Below are 14865 nucleotides of genomic sequence, written 5' to 3'. Positions count from 1 at the left end.
CGTGGTGTTGATTTCGCTTAGTGCTTCATTCCCGAATACTTCAGCTTTCCCTTCTTCAGATCGTGCTTTTTCATCAGCACGAAGATGACCGGCGTCATGATCAGCACGTGGATGGCGGAGGAAATCATGCCGCCGATCATGGGTGCCGCGATGGGTTTCATGACGTCGGCGCCGGTGCCGCTGGACCACATGATCGGCACAAGCCCCATGAGAGCCACCGCCACGGTCATGAGCTTGGGCCGCAGGCGGAGCACCGCCCCCTCGTAGGTGGCGTCGTAGATGTCCTGCTCTGTCACCGGACCGGCCATGAGTTTTTTGTCCAGGGCCTCGTGCAGATAAATGACCATCACCACTCCGGTTTCCACGGCCACGCCGTAGAGGGCGATGAAGCCGACCCAGACCGCCACCGACATGTTATACCCGAGCGCGGCCACCAGGTAGACCCCGCCCACCAGGGCGAAGGGAACCGAGAGCATCACCATGCTCGCCTCCAGGGCCGAGTGGAAGGTGAAGTAGAGCAGGATGAAGATGATCACGATTCCGGCCGGGATCAGGACCTGGAGCCGCGCCTTGGCCCGCACCTGGTTCTCCCACTGCCCCGACCAGGACACATAGTAGCCCGGCGGCAGCTTCAGCTGCTTCTCGACCACGGCCTGGGCATCCTTCATGAAGCTCCCCATGTCGCGGCCCCGGACGTTGAGGAAGACGATGGAGCGGAGCAGTCCCCCCTCGCTGGCGATCTCCGGCGCGCCGGTGGAGACCTTGAGCTTGGTTACCTGGGACAGGGGCACTTGGGCACCGCCCATGCCGGAAACGAGGATGCGCTGAATGGCCGGGATGCTGTCCCGGTAGTCGCGCAGGTAGCGGAGCCGAATCGGGAAGCGGTTGCGGCCGTCAACGGCGGTGGTGAGCGTCTCGCCTCCCAGGGCCGTGGCGATCACCTCCTGCACGTCGGCTACCTTGACTCCATAGCGGGCCGCCGCCTCGCGGTCGATATCAATGTCCAGGTAGTTGCCGCCGGTGACCCGCTCGGCCACCACGTCCGCCGCGCCGTTGACCCCCTTGAGAATTCCTTCCGCCTGCACCGCCAGATCGCGCAGGACGTTCAGGTCGTTGCCGAAGATCTTGAGCCCCAGGTCGGTCCGCACCCCGGTGGAGAGCATGTTGATCCGGTTGATGATCGGCTGGGTCCAGCCGTTGCGCACCCCGATCTGCTGCAGCCTGGCGTCCAGCTCGCTGACGATGTCGTTCTTGGTGATGCCGGGCCGCCATGTATCCTTGGGCTTAAGGATGATGATCGACTCGAACATGGAGACCGGCGCCGGGTCGGTGGAGGTTTCGGCCCGCCCCACCTTGCCGAGCACCAGCTCCACCTCGGGGTGGCTCTTGATGACGGCATCCTGGACCTGGATGATCCGCTTGGCCTCCGTGATGGAGACGTTGGGGAGGGTCACCGGCATGTAGAGGAGCGACCCCTCATCCAGGGGCGGCATGAACTCGGAGCCCAGCTTCATGTAGAGGGGCACGGCAACGAGCAGAGCCACCATGTTCAGGGCGATGACCGTCTTTTTCCACTTCAGGCACCACCTGATCACCGGCCCGTAGAGCCGGATGAAGAAGCGGGAAACCGGGTTGGCGCTCTCCAGCGGCATCTTGCCCCGCATGAAGAAATACATGAGAACCGGCACCAGGGTGATGGCGATCAGGGCCGAGCCCACCATGGAGAAGGTCTTGGTGAAGGCCAGGGGATGGAAGAGTTTCCCCTCCTGTCCCTCCAGGAGAAAGACCGGCACGAAGGAGAGGACGATGATGGCCAGGGAGAAGAAGATGGCCCGTCCCACCTGTTTGGCGCTGGCGATGATCACCTCAAGCCGCCGCGCCTTCCGCTCCTCCTCGGGCAGTTCGGACAGGTGGCGGTAGCAGTTCTCCACCATGATGACCCCGGCGTCCACCAGCACGCCGATGGCGATGGCGATCCCTCCCAGGGACATGATGTTGGAGCTGACTCCCATGAGCTTCATGGTGATGAAGGCGATGAGCACCGCGATGGGCAGGGTCAGGACGATCACCAGGGCGCTCTGGAAATGGAGCAGGAACACGAGCACCACCAGGGAGACGACAATGGATTCTTCGGTCAGGGCCCGCTTGAGGGTATGGATCGCCCGCTCGATCAGGTCGGAGCGGTCGTAGGCGGTCTTGATCTTCACCCCCGGCGGCAGCCCCTTCTCCAGGGCGGTGATCTTCTCCTTCACCCGATCGATGACGTCCTTGGCGTTCTCGCCGTAGCGCATGACCACGATCCCGCCGACGACCTCGCCCTCGCCGTTCAGGTCCAGGAGTCCACGGCGGATGGCGCCCCCCATCTGGACGGTGCCGAGGTTCTTAACGTAGACCGGGGTGCCGCGCATGTCGGCGGTGACCACGATGTTTTCGATGTCCGCGGGCGACTTGACGTAGCCCCGGCCCCGGATCAGGTACTCGGCATCGGCCTGTTCCAGCAGGCGGCCTCCCACGTCGTTGTTGGCCGCCTTGATCGCCTCCATCACGTCGGAGACCTTGATGTTATAGGCAAAGAGCTTGTGGGGGTCCAGGTCGACTTGGTATTCGCGGACAAAGCCGCCGATGGAGGCCACCTCGGCCACGCCGGGCACGGTGTTGAGCTGGTAGCGGACGAACCAGTCCTGCAGGGTCCGGAGCTGTTCCAGGTCGTACCCCTTCCCTTCCAAGGTGTACCAGAAGACGTGCCCCACGCCGGTGCCGTCGGGGCCCAGCGTCGGCACCACGCCGGCGGGCAGGAGCGAGGCCGCGTAGTTCAGCCGCTCCAGCACCCGGGTCCGGGCCCAGTAGATGTCTGCCTTGTCGTCGAAGATCACGTAGATCATCGAAAAGCCGAAGGCCGACGACGCCCGCACCGCCTTTACCCGGGGAAGGCCCTGGAGGTTCACCGCCAGGGGATAGGTCACCTGGTCCTCCACCACCTGGGGGGAGCGGCCGGGAAAGTCGGTGAAAACGATCACCTGGTTGTCGGAGAGGTCGGGGATCGCATCCACCGGCGTCTTGTAGACGGCCCAGATCCCCCAGCCGATGACCAGGGCAAAAAGCATGAGGATGATGACCCGGTTGCGGGCCGAATATTCGATGATTTTCTCGATCATGACGGCTCCATCACATCTTCATGTCATCCATGCCCATGTCGTTCTTCTTGGCGGGAGGCGCGGCCGGGGCCGGTTTCACCCCTTCCTTTTCCATGCCGGGCATCCCTTCGTGGCCCGTGCCGGAGCCGCCCCGCAACTGCGATTCCGAGTCGATGAGGTACGCGCCGGAGGAGGCGATCACTTCGCCCGCCGTCAGCCCCGAGAGTACCTGCACCTCGTCGCCGACCCTCGCCCCCACCTTCACGTCGCGGGGCTGGAAGGTCCCCTCCTTCACCTGCACCCAGACCACCTGCCGGGTTCCGGTATCCATCACCGCCGCAGCGGGGACGACAACGGCCGAGCCCAGGGGCATCTTGATGGCGGCGTTGACGAACATGTCGGGCTTCAGCTTCAGCCCAGGGTTGGAGAGCTCGATCCGGGCCTTGATGGTCCGAGTCTTGGGATCGAGGAACGGATAGACCAGGGAGATGCGCCCCGCAAAGGTCTTGCCCGGCCACGAGGCAGAAGTCACCTCGACCCGCTGCCCCACCTTGACGAAGGAGACGTCGCTCTCGTAGATCTCGGCCTCGACCCAGACCGTGGAGAGGTCGGCGATGGTGAAGAGGGGATCGCCCATGTTCACGTACTGCCCTTCGATGGCGATCTTTTCGATCACCACGCCGGAGAGGGGGGTATAGACGGGGAGCTTGATGTTGGGCTGTCCCGCCTTTTCCAGACCGGCGATCTGCTGTTCCTTCACTCCCATGAGCAGGAGCCGCTGCCGAGCGGAAGCCACGAGCCCCTCTCCCCCCTGGGAGATGGAGGCGATGGGAGAGTCCTTGAGCCGGTCGCGGCTCTTGAGGGCCAGGAGATACTCTTGCTGGGCCGAGACCAGGTCGGGCGAATAGAGTTCCGCCACCGGCCGTCCCCTGGAGACGAAGTCGCCGACCGCGTTGACGTTGAGCCGATCGATCCGCCCCGCCACCCAGGCGGTTACCTTGGCCTGGCGCCGCTGGTCGTAGGCCACGATCCCCGTGGCGGTGATCTCCTTCTGGAGGCTTTTGGCCGTCACGGGCTGGGTCGCCACGTTGGCCATCACCATCTGGGTGGTGGGGATGGCTACCTGGGCGAGCTTCTCCAGTTCCTTGGCGTCGGCGCCGGCTCCGGCGACCTTCTTCACCAGGTCCATGCCGCAGATAGGACATGATCCGGGCTTGTCCTTGATGATGAAGGGGTGCATGGGGCAGGTGTACTCGACCTTGGCCTCGGCGGCGTGGTCGTGGCCGTCCCCTTTGGGGGCTTCGGCCCCCTGCTTCTGGCAGCCAGCAGCGACCAGGGCCAGCAGAAGCGCCACCAGCGGCAGCATGATCCTTCTCGTGAACAACATGGCATATCCCTCGCGATGGCGGCTCACTCCAGTTCCCTCCCCACCAGCGCCTCCAGCTGGGCCCGGCGCATGCCGTGCTCGGCCAGGGCCTCGTAGTACTGGCGTTCGTAATTGAAGACCGTAACCCGGGCGTCCAGCAGGGAGAGGAAATCGACCTTCCCCACCCGGTAGCCGATGGTGGCCGATTCCAGCGACTGCTCGGCCTGGGGGATAATCCCCGTGCGGTAGAGCTGCGCCAGTTTTTCGCTGCGTTCCAGCCGGGCCAGGCTGTCGGCGATGCCCAAGGCAATGGCATTGTTCAGGGTGTTCAGCTCGGCCCGGGCCATGTCCGTCTCGGCCACGGACTCCCGGGCCATGGCGCGGCGGCGCTCCCGCTGCACCGGCAGATTGAAGGTGAGCCCCACCGAGTACATGTCGTACCCCCGCTCATCCATGGAGGGGTCCCGCTGCATGTACTCAAGGGAGAGGGTCACGTCCGGGAATGATTCCAGGCCGGCCAGCCGGTGCCCTGCCGCCCCCTTTTCCAACTGGGCCCGCACGCTCCTGAACTGGGGACGGTTCTCCTCGGCCAGGGCACGCAACTCGGCGGCTGAGAGGGAAATGGGGCGGATCTCCAGGTCCGGCACGCGCCCCACCGGGGTCTCGGCCGGCCTGAAGAGGAGGGTGTTGAGGGTGGCCTGGAGGCTCGTGCGCTGCTGCGCGAGGGCGATCTGCATGTCGAGCATCCGGGAACGCTCCACCTGTCCCTTGAACACGTCCTGCTGGGCCCCCTGCCCCACCGAGTAACGGGTTTCGGCCAGGGTGACGAAGTCGTCCATCACCCGGATGTTGCGTTCCACGATATCCAGCTCCCGATCAACCAGGTAGAGCTGGTACCAGGTCTCCTTGACCATGCGGGCCAGCTCCAGCTTGCGCTCCTCCACCTGCCACCTGAGGGCCTCGGCCTCCCGGTCGGCGATCTCGGTCTTCAGGGCGCGCTTGCCCCAGAAGGGAAGCTCCTGGGAGATGCCGATCACCCGCTGGCTCATGGGGTCCCGCCGGCTGTCCAGGGGATCGCGCAGGAGAAAGTTCTGGAGCTTGAACATGAGCATGGGGTCGGCCAGGGCGCCGGCCTGGGCCACGCGGTTGCGGAACATCTCCCACCGGGCCTCGGAAGCCTTGAGCTCCGGGTTGACGGCAAGGGCGCGGCTCACCAGGGAGTTCAGATCCTCCCCGGCCGGAGCATCTCCGGACCGGGCCGGGCCGGCAAGGAGCAGGACGCAAACCGCCGATGCGAGAAGGGTCCTCAGGATGCAAGTGATCATTTCAGTCTCCGGTACCTCTGGATAGGGTCTCAGATCGGCATTACACAGGCCGTGCCATGCCGTAACCGGTTGAAAGTCCGTGCGGCGCATCGTAGCTGACCGCCGGGCGGTGAAGAATATTCCACAGCAGCGGAGAATATTCTGCGAAAAGTATAGACCCGTAACGAGCTTGCGCAATGACGGGCCAATGGATTCCGGCATGACATCAAGGGATGGAAACGGCGGGTTTCAGGGGGAAGCGTGAAAGGGGGCGGCCGCGGTCGGAATTGCCGACGGCTCGAAATTGCCGGCGGCCCAGCGGAGTACGCGGGCACCGGATGCCCCGGCCAGTTCCGCGGGCGGGGACTGCCCCAGGAAGCGAAGGGCGGCCAGCAGAAGCATGCCCCCTTCCCGCGTCAGATCACGGCCGGCGGCCAGGGACAGGGCGTTGTCCCGCTTGGAGAGCTTGCCGCCGCCGGGGCCTGTCACCAGCGGCACGTGGGCATAGACGGGGGTGTCGAAGCCGAGTAGCCGCTGGAGCACGATCTGCCGGGGGGTAGAGGAAAGGAGGTCGGCGCCGCGCACCACCTGGGTCACCCCCTGGGCCTCGTCATCCACCACCACGGCCAGCTGGTAGGCGAAGAGACCGTCTGCCCGCTTGATCACGAAGTCGCCGCACATCGCAGGGAGGTCGTGGTGCTGCGGTCCCATGACCAGATCCGTGAACTCCACCGGCTCCGCCGGCACCCGCACGCGAAAGGAGCGGGGTTCCTTGCCCGGCGGGAGTCCCCGGCGGCAAAGATTTGGATAGGGGATCTCGCCATCCCCGTCGTGGGGGGCGGTGGCTGCCCGGGCGATCTCGGCCCGGGAGCAGCCGCAGGGGTAGGCGTGCCCTGCCGCCAGGAGCCGTTGGAGGGCGGCCCCGTAGGCGTCGGCGCGGCGGCTCTGCCGCATGATGTCGCCATCCCAGTCAAACCCCAGGCACTCCAGGGTCCGCAGGATGTCATCCGCCATCCCCGGCACCACCCGGGGGGTATCCAGGTCCTCCATGCGGACGAGCCAGAGCCCCCCCTGGCGCCGGGCCATGGCGTAGCTCGCCACCGCCGCCACGAGGGAGCCCACGTGGAGCGGCCCCGTGGGGGACGGGGCGAAGCGGCCGATAACCGGCGGCTGGGGGGTGGAAGGGACGCACATGGGCGGTCTGCCGGAGCGGTTCGAGACGATGCCGGCCTAGCCGAGGAACGAGCAGCAGTAATCGGTAAGGGACAGCACCTTCATGGTAAAGGATGAATTGGCCGGCACATCGAAGGACTCACCCCCGCCGACGCGGTTCCACGCATCGCTGCCCGGCAGCTTGAGATCCAGCTCGCCGGAAAGGATCTCCATGATCTCGGGCGCGCCGGTGGTGAAGGTGTACTCGCCCGGCTGCATGATGCCGAGGGTCTTCTTCGTGCCGTCGGGGAACACGACGGTGCGGCTCACGACGCCGCCGTCGAAGTAGACGTTGGCCTCGCGGATGATGGTTACGTTGGTGAATTCGGACATGGTGTTCCTCCTCTGTGTGATAAGTGGTCGTACTGATCAGCGGACGGGAGAGCCGGAGAGCTCAGCCGCCAGACATTCGATGTGCCGGCCGTCGGTGCCGCAGCAGCCGCCCAGCACCTTCATCCCCAGGTCCCGGTGAAGGGCGGCCACGGTGCGGCCGAAGGTCCCGGGGGACTCCTCCACCAGTTCGGCCGCATTGTCCAGTTCCTCGGGTGAGAGGGCCGCGGTATTGGCCAGCAGCCCCACCACCCGTTGGCGCACCAGGGGCGACGAGTTGGCCTCGTGCAGGAGCGCGCTCCGGAAAAACGAGGCATGGGTGCAGTTCACCAGATAGGCCACGGGCCGGGGGCTCACGGCGGCATCCAGGGCCGCCACCGCCTCCCGCAGCGGCGTGCCGTCCAGGAGCGTCCCCCCGGGCCGCACCACAAAGCTCACCACGTGGGGCATGCCGGTGGCCGCCATGGCCCGGGCCAGCCCCACGGCCTCGCCCAGGGCGGGTAGCGTGGCGGCCAGGAGGAAATCCACTCCGGCGGCGGCCAGGGCATCGGCCTGCCAGGAGTGAAACTCGCGGGCTTCATCCTCCGACAGGGCCTCGGCTGGCCGGTAGGCATCTCCCCGGCAGCTCATGAGGCCGCAGATGAGAACCTTCCGGCCGTAGGCGCCGTAGCTCCGCCGAAGCTCGTCCAGAAACCGGAAATTGTCGCCGTTCACGTCACTGCCGGCCAGTCCGGCCGCCTCGATCCGCTCCCGGCTGGCCCGCCAGGTGGGGGTGGACAGGAGCAGCGGCAGATCGTGACGCGCCCCGATGTCCAGGTACTCGCGACAGATGGTTGCCAAGGCGGCGCGGCCGGCGGGGGCGTACACGAGGGCCGAATTCACCAGCCAGGGGTCCAGGTCCACTCCGGCCCGGCGCAGGCGCTCGATAACCGCCCCTTCGCCGAGGATCACGGGGGACTCCGCCAGAAACGCGGAAAACGATACATAGTCAGTCATGGTCTCGCTCCTCAGGCCACCCCGGCCAGTTCCAGCCGGCCGCCCCAGCGCCGCGCCAGCTCCTCCCGGAGCGGTTCGTGGCCGGGGGCCCGCAACTCAGGGTCCCGCTCCGCCAGATCGAAAGCCTCGGCCCGGGCCTCTTCCAGGATGCGGCCGTCCCGCAGGATGTTGGCCACGCGAAAATCGGGGATGCCCGCCTGGCGGGTGCCGAGGAAATCGCCCGGCCCCCTGATCTCCAGATCAGCCTCGGCGATCCTGAAGCCGTCGGTGGTCGATTCCATCACCCGCAGCCGCTTGACCCCGTCATCGGACAACCGGTCCGACGCCATGAGGATGCAGCGGGACGTGGCACTGCCGCGCCCCACCCTCCCCCGCAGCTGGTGGAGCTGGGAAAGGCCGAACCGCTCCGCGTGCTCGATCACCATCACCGTGGCGTTGGGCACGTCAATCCCCACCTCGATGACCGTGGTGGAAACCAGGATGTCGATCTCCCGTCCCTTGAAGGAGCGCATCACCGCCTCCTTCTCCTCGGGCTTCATCCGGCCGTGGAGAACACCGAGGCGCAGATCCGGGAACACGTCATTGGCCAGGTGTTCGGCCATCTGGGTGGCCGCCTTGAGCTCGCTCTTCTCCGACTCCTCCACCAGGGGGTAGATGACGTAGGCCTGGTGCCCCGCGGCCACTTCGTCGCGGATGATGCCGTAGACCTGCCGGCGGCGGGAATCGGTGCAGATCTTCGTCTCCACCGGGGTGCGGCCCGGCGGGAGCTCGTCGATGACCGACAGGGACAGGTCGCCGAACACGGTCATGGCCAGGGTGCGCGGGATCGGGGTGGCGGTCATCACGAGGATGTCCGGGTTTTCCCCCTTCTTGCGCAGGAGCCCCCGCTGGAGCACGCCGAAACGGTGCTGCTCGTCCACGATGCCGAGCCCCAGCCGGTGGAACTCCACCTTGTCCTGGATCACTGCGTGGGTGCCGATCACGATCTGCACCTCGCCCCGCGCCACCCGCTCCAGGGCTCCGGCCTTGGCCTTTCCCTTCAGGGACGACGTGAGGAGCGCCACGGTCACCCCCAACTGCTCGCACCAGCGGTGGATGTTCAGGTAGTGCTGCTCGGCCAGGATCTCGGTGGGAGCCATGATGGCCACCTGGTAGCCGTTCTCCACCGCCACCAGCGCCGCCAGGAGCGCCACCAGGGTCTTGCCGCAGCCCACGTCCCCCTGCACCAGCCGGTGCATGGGGTGGGGCGCCATCATGTCGGCCTTGATCTCGGCCAGGACCCGGCGCTGGGCCTCTGTCAGGGCAAAGGGAAGCAGCTTCAGGAGCGGCTTGGTGTATGTGTGGTTCACGGAAAACGCGATTCCCGGTTCCAGGGTCACTCCCCGCCGCTTGAGCGCCAGCCCCAGCTCCAGGAAGAAGAATTCGTCGAAAACCAGGGTCCGGTGGGCCGGGTCCCGCCCCTCCTCCAGGGCACGCGGATCGGCGTCGGCAGCCGGGAAATGGACCGCTCCCAGGGCCTCGGCCAGGGGCAGCAGCGCCCGCTCACGGATCACCCGGGCCGGCAGGGCGCTCTCCACGCAGGGGGCGAAGCGGTCCACCACCTCCTTCATGACCTTGCGCAGCGCCTTCTGGTTCAGCCCCTCGGTGAGCGGATAGACCGGCACCAGCCGGCCGAATCCCACCGGGTCCCGCGCCATGGCCGCCTCCACCGTCTCCCCCTCGGCCAGCCAGTCAACGTCCGGATGATGTACCTCACGCTGGAGACCGTACTGGGTCACCTGGCCGGTGAAGATTCCCCGCCGGCCCGGCTGCCAGGCCTTGCGCATGAAGGCCGCATGGTAGTTGAACCACTTGAAGGACATGACACCGCTCGCATCCCGCGCCATCACCTCGAAGAAGCGGCGCCCCCCCTTGGTGGTCACCACGTCGGCCGACACCACCTCCCCTGCAAACACGCAGGTCTCACCGGGGCGGAGCCGGTTCATGGGCACCACTTGGCGGCGGTCCTCGTAGCGGTTCGGGAGCAGGTAGAGCGCATCCTCCACGGTGACGATCCCCTTCCGCGCCAGGATCTCGGCCATCTTCGGCCCCACCCCCTTGATGAACTGCATGGGGGTCTCAAGGTTCTTGCGCGCAATGGCCTGCCGGAGGCTCACCTCAACCGATGGCTCCCGGGCCGCGGACCGGGTCAGCACCAGGCGCCCCTCTGCGTCCGCCTCCACCGCCACCCGGTCGCCGGGCGCAAGTCCGAGGGGTCCCAGCAGATCGGCGGGGATCAGGAGCGAACCGTCTTCAGACCTCTTCATCACGGGCATGGGGGAGTCCTTCACAATGGCTGCGGGGAGCGGAGTGACGTTCCCGCTCCGGAATTCATCATGAGGCCGTGTGGGCATCGATTTCACTGACATACTGCCATCACCATGCGCCGCCCGCAAGGGGATACTTGCGGCCGGCAATCACGCCCCCCTTGATTCGCCGACACCACCCTGTCACTCTTCCATTCGCGACTGGAGAAGGAAACCTTGTGCCCGGGGAGAGTATGTGTTAATAACCTTCCACCCCCTGACTTCCACCTGCAGGCTGTTGAAAAGCTATTGTGGGGCGGCAGCTTCAGCCTGCGGAGCGGCCATGCAGGATCAGGCACTCCAATGACACACGAAAGGGTTGACCATGGCCAAAGAGCTCTATGTGGGGCATATGTCGTACGAGGCAACGGAGGACGATCTGCGGCGGCTGTTTTCGGTGGCCGGCACGGTGACATCGGTCCACATCATCACCGATCCCGAAACGGGCAGGTCCAAGGGGTGCGGTTACGTGAGGATGCTCACCGAGGAGGAGGCGAAAGAGGCGATCGAGACCCTTGACGGGGCACTGCTCAGGAACCGGGTGATCACCGTGAGCGTGGCGCGCCCCCAGAAGCAGGCCACCCGTCCCGCTCCTCGCCGCGGGAAGCCCGGACCGGGCGGCAGACCGGGGAAAAAACGGCCGTCGTAATCCTGCATTATCAACATTTCCACCGCCGGTCACCTACTGGGACTGGGTACTCTCGCGGAGAAAACAGTCCCGCAAAAAACAGGGTGCCAGTGCGGCAGGAAGTCGGCGCAATGGGCTGTTCAGTCGAATCGGGGAACGAAGGCGACGCTTGGATTTTTTCCGGAGGGAGAGTACCCGGCCCCCTTTACACCAGCAGAAACCAGATGTGACAACGTGAAAACAAAAACCTCTATTCAATAATCCGACTATCTGATAGGATTGTTAAAGGAGGTGCAACGATGCAAGAACTACTGTATATGCTTGGTTTTTTGGCGTTCTGGATCGTACTCAACAAATTCATCCTGCCCCGGCTCGGGGTACCGACCTGAATGGCGGACACCTGTTCTCCCGGCGGGAAGAACGAGAAGAAGGACAACAAAGGGGCGTGAGTGATCACGCCCCTTTATTTTTCCGCACGCTGTTGGCCCTGCGCGACCGGTGCGGCTCCTCCACCACCAGCAGGTAACCGTCCGGGTCGAAGCACCAGAACTGTTTGACGCCGTAAGGCTTTTCCTCCAGGGGATAGACCACGTCGAGCCCCTCCTCCACCACCGCGTCGAAGATATCCTCTATCCCCTGCACCTGCACATGGATCGTCATCCCCACGCCCTTGGGGTACTCCTCCAGGCGCTCGCCCAGGAAAGGGTGGGCCTGGACCACGGCAGACTCATCCACGAAGATGATCTCCCAGTCGCCGCTGCGCAACTCCAGGTGCTCGGGCGCGCCCCGCGCGGTGAGCGCGCGGTTCACGTCCAGTTCGAGGATTCCCACGTAAAAGGCTTCGGTGGCGTCCAGGTCGGCCACCGCCAGTTGGATTGAGACGGAGGCTCCGGCCACCCTACATTCCCCCGAACCACTTCATGGTGTAGCGGGAAAGGACGCTCAGGTAATTGGTGAAAATCATCACGCCGACGACAACAAGGAAAAGCCCGGTGACGATCTCCAGGATGCGGATATGCTTCTTGAAGCGGTTGAAGAAGGTCAGGAACTGGTGCATGGCCAGGGACGACAGGAAGAACGGAATGGCCAGCCCCATGGAATAGGTGAACAGGAGAAGGATCCCCTTGGTCACGGTCTCTTCGGTGGCGGCCACCATGAGGATGGAAGCCAGGATCGGTCCGATGCAGGGGGTCCAGCCGGCGGCAAAGGCGAGCCCCACCAGGAAGCTGCCCAGGTACCCGGCCGGTTTGCGGTGGACCTGGAGCCGCTTTTCCCCCAGCAGGAGATGGATGGGCACGAGGCCCGATACGTGAATGCCGAAGATCACGATCAGCGCGCCGCCAACCTTGCGGATGACGTTCATGTGCTCATGGAGGAATCCGCCGATGAAGGTCGCCGAGGCGCCGAGGAGCACGAAGACAAAGGTGAAGCCGGCGATGAAGAGAAGCGAGTGGACAATGGTCTGCTGCCGCACCTTGTGGGTCGGGTGCTCGGACTGGATGTCGGCGAAGGAGAGGCCGGTGATGTAGGTTATGAAGGACGGAATAAGCGGCAGCACGCAGGGGGACAGGAAGGACAGGAGTCCCGCCACGAATGCGCCCACAAAGGTTATGTTGGTTGATTCCATGAATACCTCGACTTGGCGGGGTGCCCTACTTGGCCAGGGCGCCGTTGAGATAGGCGATCACGTCGGGGTGGTCCCACTGCACGCCCCCCACGACCTTCTTGAGTATAACCCCATTTTTATCCACCACAAACGTCTCCGGCACGCCGGTGACGCCGTAGAGTTTACTGGCTTGCTTGTCGGTGTCCATCAGCGTGGGCAGATTAAAGCCCGTCTTGCGGAAGAAATCCTCCACCGCCACCGGCCCGCCGTCGTCGATGGAGATGCAGAGCATCTTGAACGGCTTGCCGGCCATGGCTGCCTCAAGCCGCATCATGGAGGGGATCTCCTCCCGGCAGGGGGGGCACCAGGTGGCCCAGAAGTTGACGAGAACCACCTGCCCCTTCAGGTCGGACAGCTTCACAACCTCACCCTTGAGGGTGTTGAGGGTGAAGTCGGGGGCGGGGTTTCCCTGCACGGCGGGCTTCTGCTCCTTGGAGCAGCCCAGGAGCGCCAGCAGGATCAACAGAGGCAGAAGGCGGACAAATTTTCTCATTTTTTTCTCTCCGGTGCAGTGATCTGATACTTCTCCATCCTGTAGATGAGTGTATGGCGCGGAATGCGAAGAAAGCGCGCCGCCGAACTCTGATTCCAGTTGTTCCGTTCCAGGGCTTCCACCACGATTTCCCGCTCCAGTTGCTCAAGGGAGTATCCCTCGTCGGGTAGGCTGATAACGGGACATTCCGTCGACGGTGCGCGGCGGCTGCGTACCTTGTCGGGAAGGTCCGCCGGGGTGATAGTGTCGCTGCAGCGCATGATGAGGAGCCGCTCCACGGTATTTTCCAACTCCCGGACGTTGCCCGGCCAGCCATAGTCAGCCATGACCTCCAGGGTCTCCGGGGCAAAGGCTACCCGATCGCCGCCGTGCCGCGCAGCAAAGTGGCGCACCAGCAGGGGGATGTCTTCTTTCCGCTCCCGCAGCGGCGGCAGGTGAATCGGTATGACCGAGAGGCGGTAGTAGAGGTCCTCGCGGAAGCGGCCCTCCTCGATGGCCTGCTCCAGATCGGCGTTGGTGGCGGCCACCACCCGGACGTCCAGCTTCCGGACCTCGGTGCCCCCCACCTGCTGAACCTCCTTTTCCTGGAGCGCCCGCAGGAGCTTCGACTGGAGTTCAACGGGCAACTCGCCCACTTCGTCGAGGAAGAGGGTCCCTCCCTCGGCCTGCTGGAATTTTCCCGCCTTGTCGCGCACAGCGCCGGTGAAGGAACCCTTGACGTGGCCGAACAGCTCGCTCTCAAGCAAATCGCGGGGGATGGCCGCGCAGTTGACCGCCACGAAGGGGGCTGCTCTCCGTGAGCTGCGGGTGTGCACGGCACGGGCCACCAGTTCCTTGCCGGTGCCGGATTCGCCGGTGATGAGGACCGTAGCGTCCGTGTCGGCCACCCGGTCCACGACCCGGAAGACCTCCTCCATCCGGCGGGAGATGCCCACGATACTCCGGTAATCCTCCCGCTCCGTGAGAGCCTCCCGCAGGCGGCGGTTTTCCCGGGAAAGCCCGAGCATCTCCAGGGCCTTTTTCACCGTCAGCTTCAAGGCATCACGGTTGAAGGGCTTGGTGATGTAGTCGTAGGCCCCGGCTTTCATGGCGTCGACCGCCGTCTCCACGGCACCAAAGGCGGTGATCACGATGACCGCCGTGTCGGGCGAACGTCCCTTGATTTCCTGCAGGAGCCGGAATCCCCCCATGCCGGGCATTTTCAGGTCGGTGACCACCAGGGCCGGCGAACGCTCATCGAACAGGCGCAGCCCCTCCTCGCCGCTGCCCGCCGTGATCACGTCGTACCCCTCCTCCTGGAGGTTGTATTCGAGTACCCGGCGCAGCGATACGTCATCGTCGACGATCAGCACCCGGGCAGGTTGCCGCTCTTCAGCCATCACTCCCCCATC

General features: G+C 65.0%; 12 protein-coding genes. 1 reads left to right on the top strand and 11 read right to left on the bottom strand.

Translation table 11 applies throughout. The annotated features are described in order from the left end of the window. Positions 1-17 precede the first annotated feature (17 nt). The 7 genes from GS_RS06630 to recG all read right to left on the bottom strand — a co-directional run bounded on the left by GS_RS06630 (position 18) and on the right by recG (position 10657). Positions 18-3155, bottom strand: coding sequence for an efflux RND transporter permease subunit (locus GS_RS06630; RefSeq protein WP_010941986.1), 3138 nt, complete (start codon positions 3153-3155; stop codon positions 18-20). Positions 3156-3165: 10 nt separating this feature from the next. Continuing rightward, entirely contained in the window at positions 3166-4521 is a 1356-nt protein-coding gene (locus tag GS_RS06625) for an efflux RND transporter periplasmic adaptor subunit (protein ID WP_010941985.1), read from the bottom strand. A 23-nt stretch (positions 4522-4544) separates the two neighbouring features. Beyond that, positions 4545-5825 (bottom strand): TolC family protein, encoded by a 1281-nt coding sequence (locus GS_RS06620; protein ID WP_010941984.1) that lies wholly within the window; start codon positions 5823-5825, stop codon positions 4545-4547. Between the two features lie 228 nt (positions 5826-6053). Continuing rightward, positions 6054-6998: a tRNA glutamyl-Q(34) synthetase GluQRS gene (gene gluQRS, locus GS_RS06615; protein ID WP_010941983.1), complete on the bottom strand. Its 945-nt coding sequence runs from the start codon at positions 6996-6998 to the stop codon at positions 6054-6056. A gap of 36 nt (positions 6999-7034) precedes the next feature. After that, the gene (locus GS_RS06610) at positions 7035-7349 is read right to left on the bottom strand and encodes a pyrimidine/purine nucleoside phosphorylase (protein WP_010941982.1); all 315 of its coding nucleotides are present in this window, start codon (positions 7347-7349) and stop codon (positions 7035-7037) included. Positions 7350-7385: 36 nt separating this feature from the next. Next, entirely contained in the window at positions 7386-8342 is a 957-nt protein-coding gene (locus GS_RS06605; protein WP_010941981.1) for a homocysteine S-methyltransferase family protein, read from the bottom strand. A gap of 11 nt (positions 8343-8353) precedes the next feature. Beyond that, the gene (gene recG / locus GS_RS06600) at positions 8354-10657 is read right to left on the bottom strand and encodes an ATP-dependent DNA helicase RecG (protein ID WP_010941980.1); all 2304 of its coding nucleotides are present in this window, start codon (positions 10655-10657) and stop codon (positions 8354-8356) included. A gap of 355 nt (positions 10658-11012) precedes the next feature. On the opposite strand from recG, the gene GS_RS06595 reads away from it, so the two are divergent. Beyond that, the gene (locus GS_RS06595; protein ID WP_010941979.1) at positions 11013-11336 is read left to right on the top strand and encodes an RNA recognition motif domain-containing protein; all 324 of its coding nucleotides are present in this window, start codon (positions 11013-11015) and stop codon (positions 11334-11336) included. Between the two features lie 432 nt (positions 11337-11768). Here the strand turns inward: GS_RS06595 and GS_RS06590 are convergent, their stop codons facing one another. From GS_RS06590 to GS_RS06575, 4 genes are read right to left on the bottom strand one after another with little or no spacing between them, the layout of a single operon-like run. Beyond that, positions 11769-12212: a VOC family protein gene (locus GS_RS06590; protein WP_010941977.1), complete on the bottom strand. Its 444-nt coding sequence runs from the start codon at positions 12210-12212 to the stop codon at positions 11769-11771. A 1-nt stretch (position 12213) separates the two neighbouring features. After that, positions 12214-12942, bottom strand: coding sequence for a cytochrome c biogenesis CcdA family protein (locus GS_RS06585; protein WP_010941976.1), 729 nt, complete (start codon positions 12940-12942; stop codon positions 12214-12216). A 25-nt stretch (positions 12943-12967) separates the two neighbouring features. Then, positions 12968-13474 (bottom strand): TlpA disulfide reductase family protein, encoded by a 507-nt coding sequence (locus tag GS_RS06580; RefSeq protein ID WP_010941975.1) that lies wholly within the window; start codon positions 13472-13474, stop codon positions 12968-12970. Beyond that, complete coding sequence (locus GS_RS06575) at positions 13471-14853, bottom strand: sigma-54-dependent transcriptional regulator (protein ID WP_164930426.1); 1383 nt, start codon at positions 14851-14853, stop codon at positions 13471-13473. The genes GS_RS06580 and GS_RS06575 overlap by 4 nt, the downstream gene beginning before the upstream one ends. Between the last annotated feature and the right edge of the window lie 12 nt (positions 14854-14865).

The sequence above is a fragment of the Geobacter sulfurreducens PCA genome (assembly GCF_000007985.2).
Taxonomy (GTDB): Bacteria; Desulfobacterota; Desulfuromonadia; order Geobacterales; family Geobacteraceae; genus Geobacter; species Geobacter sulfurreducens.
The sequence above is the reverse complement of the archived record's forward strand: the minus strand, read 5'-3'. Positions and strand labels throughout refer to the sequence as shown.

Coding starts and splice junctions, on each gene's coding strand:
- GS_RS06630 (WP_010941986.1), bottom strand. CDS start 3,155: ATGATCGAGAAAATCATCGAATATTCGGCCCGCAACCGGGTCATCATC.
- GS_RS06625 (WP_010941985.1), bottom strand. CDS start 4,521: ATGTTGTTCACGAGAAGGATCATGCTGCCGCTGGTGGCGCTTCTGCTG.
- GS_RS06620 (WP_010941984.1), bottom strand. CDS start 5,825: ATGATCACTTGCATCCTGAGGACCCTTCTCGCATCGGCGGTTTGCGTC.
- gluQRS (WP_010941983.1), bottom strand. CDS start 6,998: ATGTGCGTCCCTTCCACCCCCCAGCCGCCGGTTATCGGCCGCTTCGCC.
- GS_RS06610 (WP_010941982.1), bottom strand. CDS start 7,349: ATGTCCGAATTCACCAACGTAACCATCATCCGCGAGGCCAACGTCTAC.
- GS_RS06605 (WP_010941981.1), bottom strand. CDS start 8,342: ATGACTGACTATGTATCGTTTTCCGCGTTTCTGGCGGAGTCCCCCGTG.
- recG (WP_010941980.1), bottom strand. CDS start 10,657: ATGCCCGTGATGAAGAGGTCTGAAGACGGTTCGCTCCTGATCCCCGCC.
- GS_RS06595 (WP_010941979.1), top strand. CDS start 11,013: ATGGCCAAAGAGCTCTATGTGGGGCATATGTCGTACGAGGCAACGGAG.
- GS_RS06585 (WP_010941976.1), bottom strand. CDS start 12,942: ATGGAATCAACCAACATAACCTTTGTGGGCGCATTCGTGGCGGGACTC.
- GS_RS06580 (WP_010941975.1), bottom strand. CDS start 13,474: ATGAGAAAATTTGTCCGCCTTCTGCCTCTGTTGATCCTGCTGGCGCTC.
- GS_RS06575 (WP_164930426.1), bottom strand. CDS start 14,853: ATGGCTGAAGAGCGGCAACCTGCCCGGGTGCTGATCGTCGACGATGAC.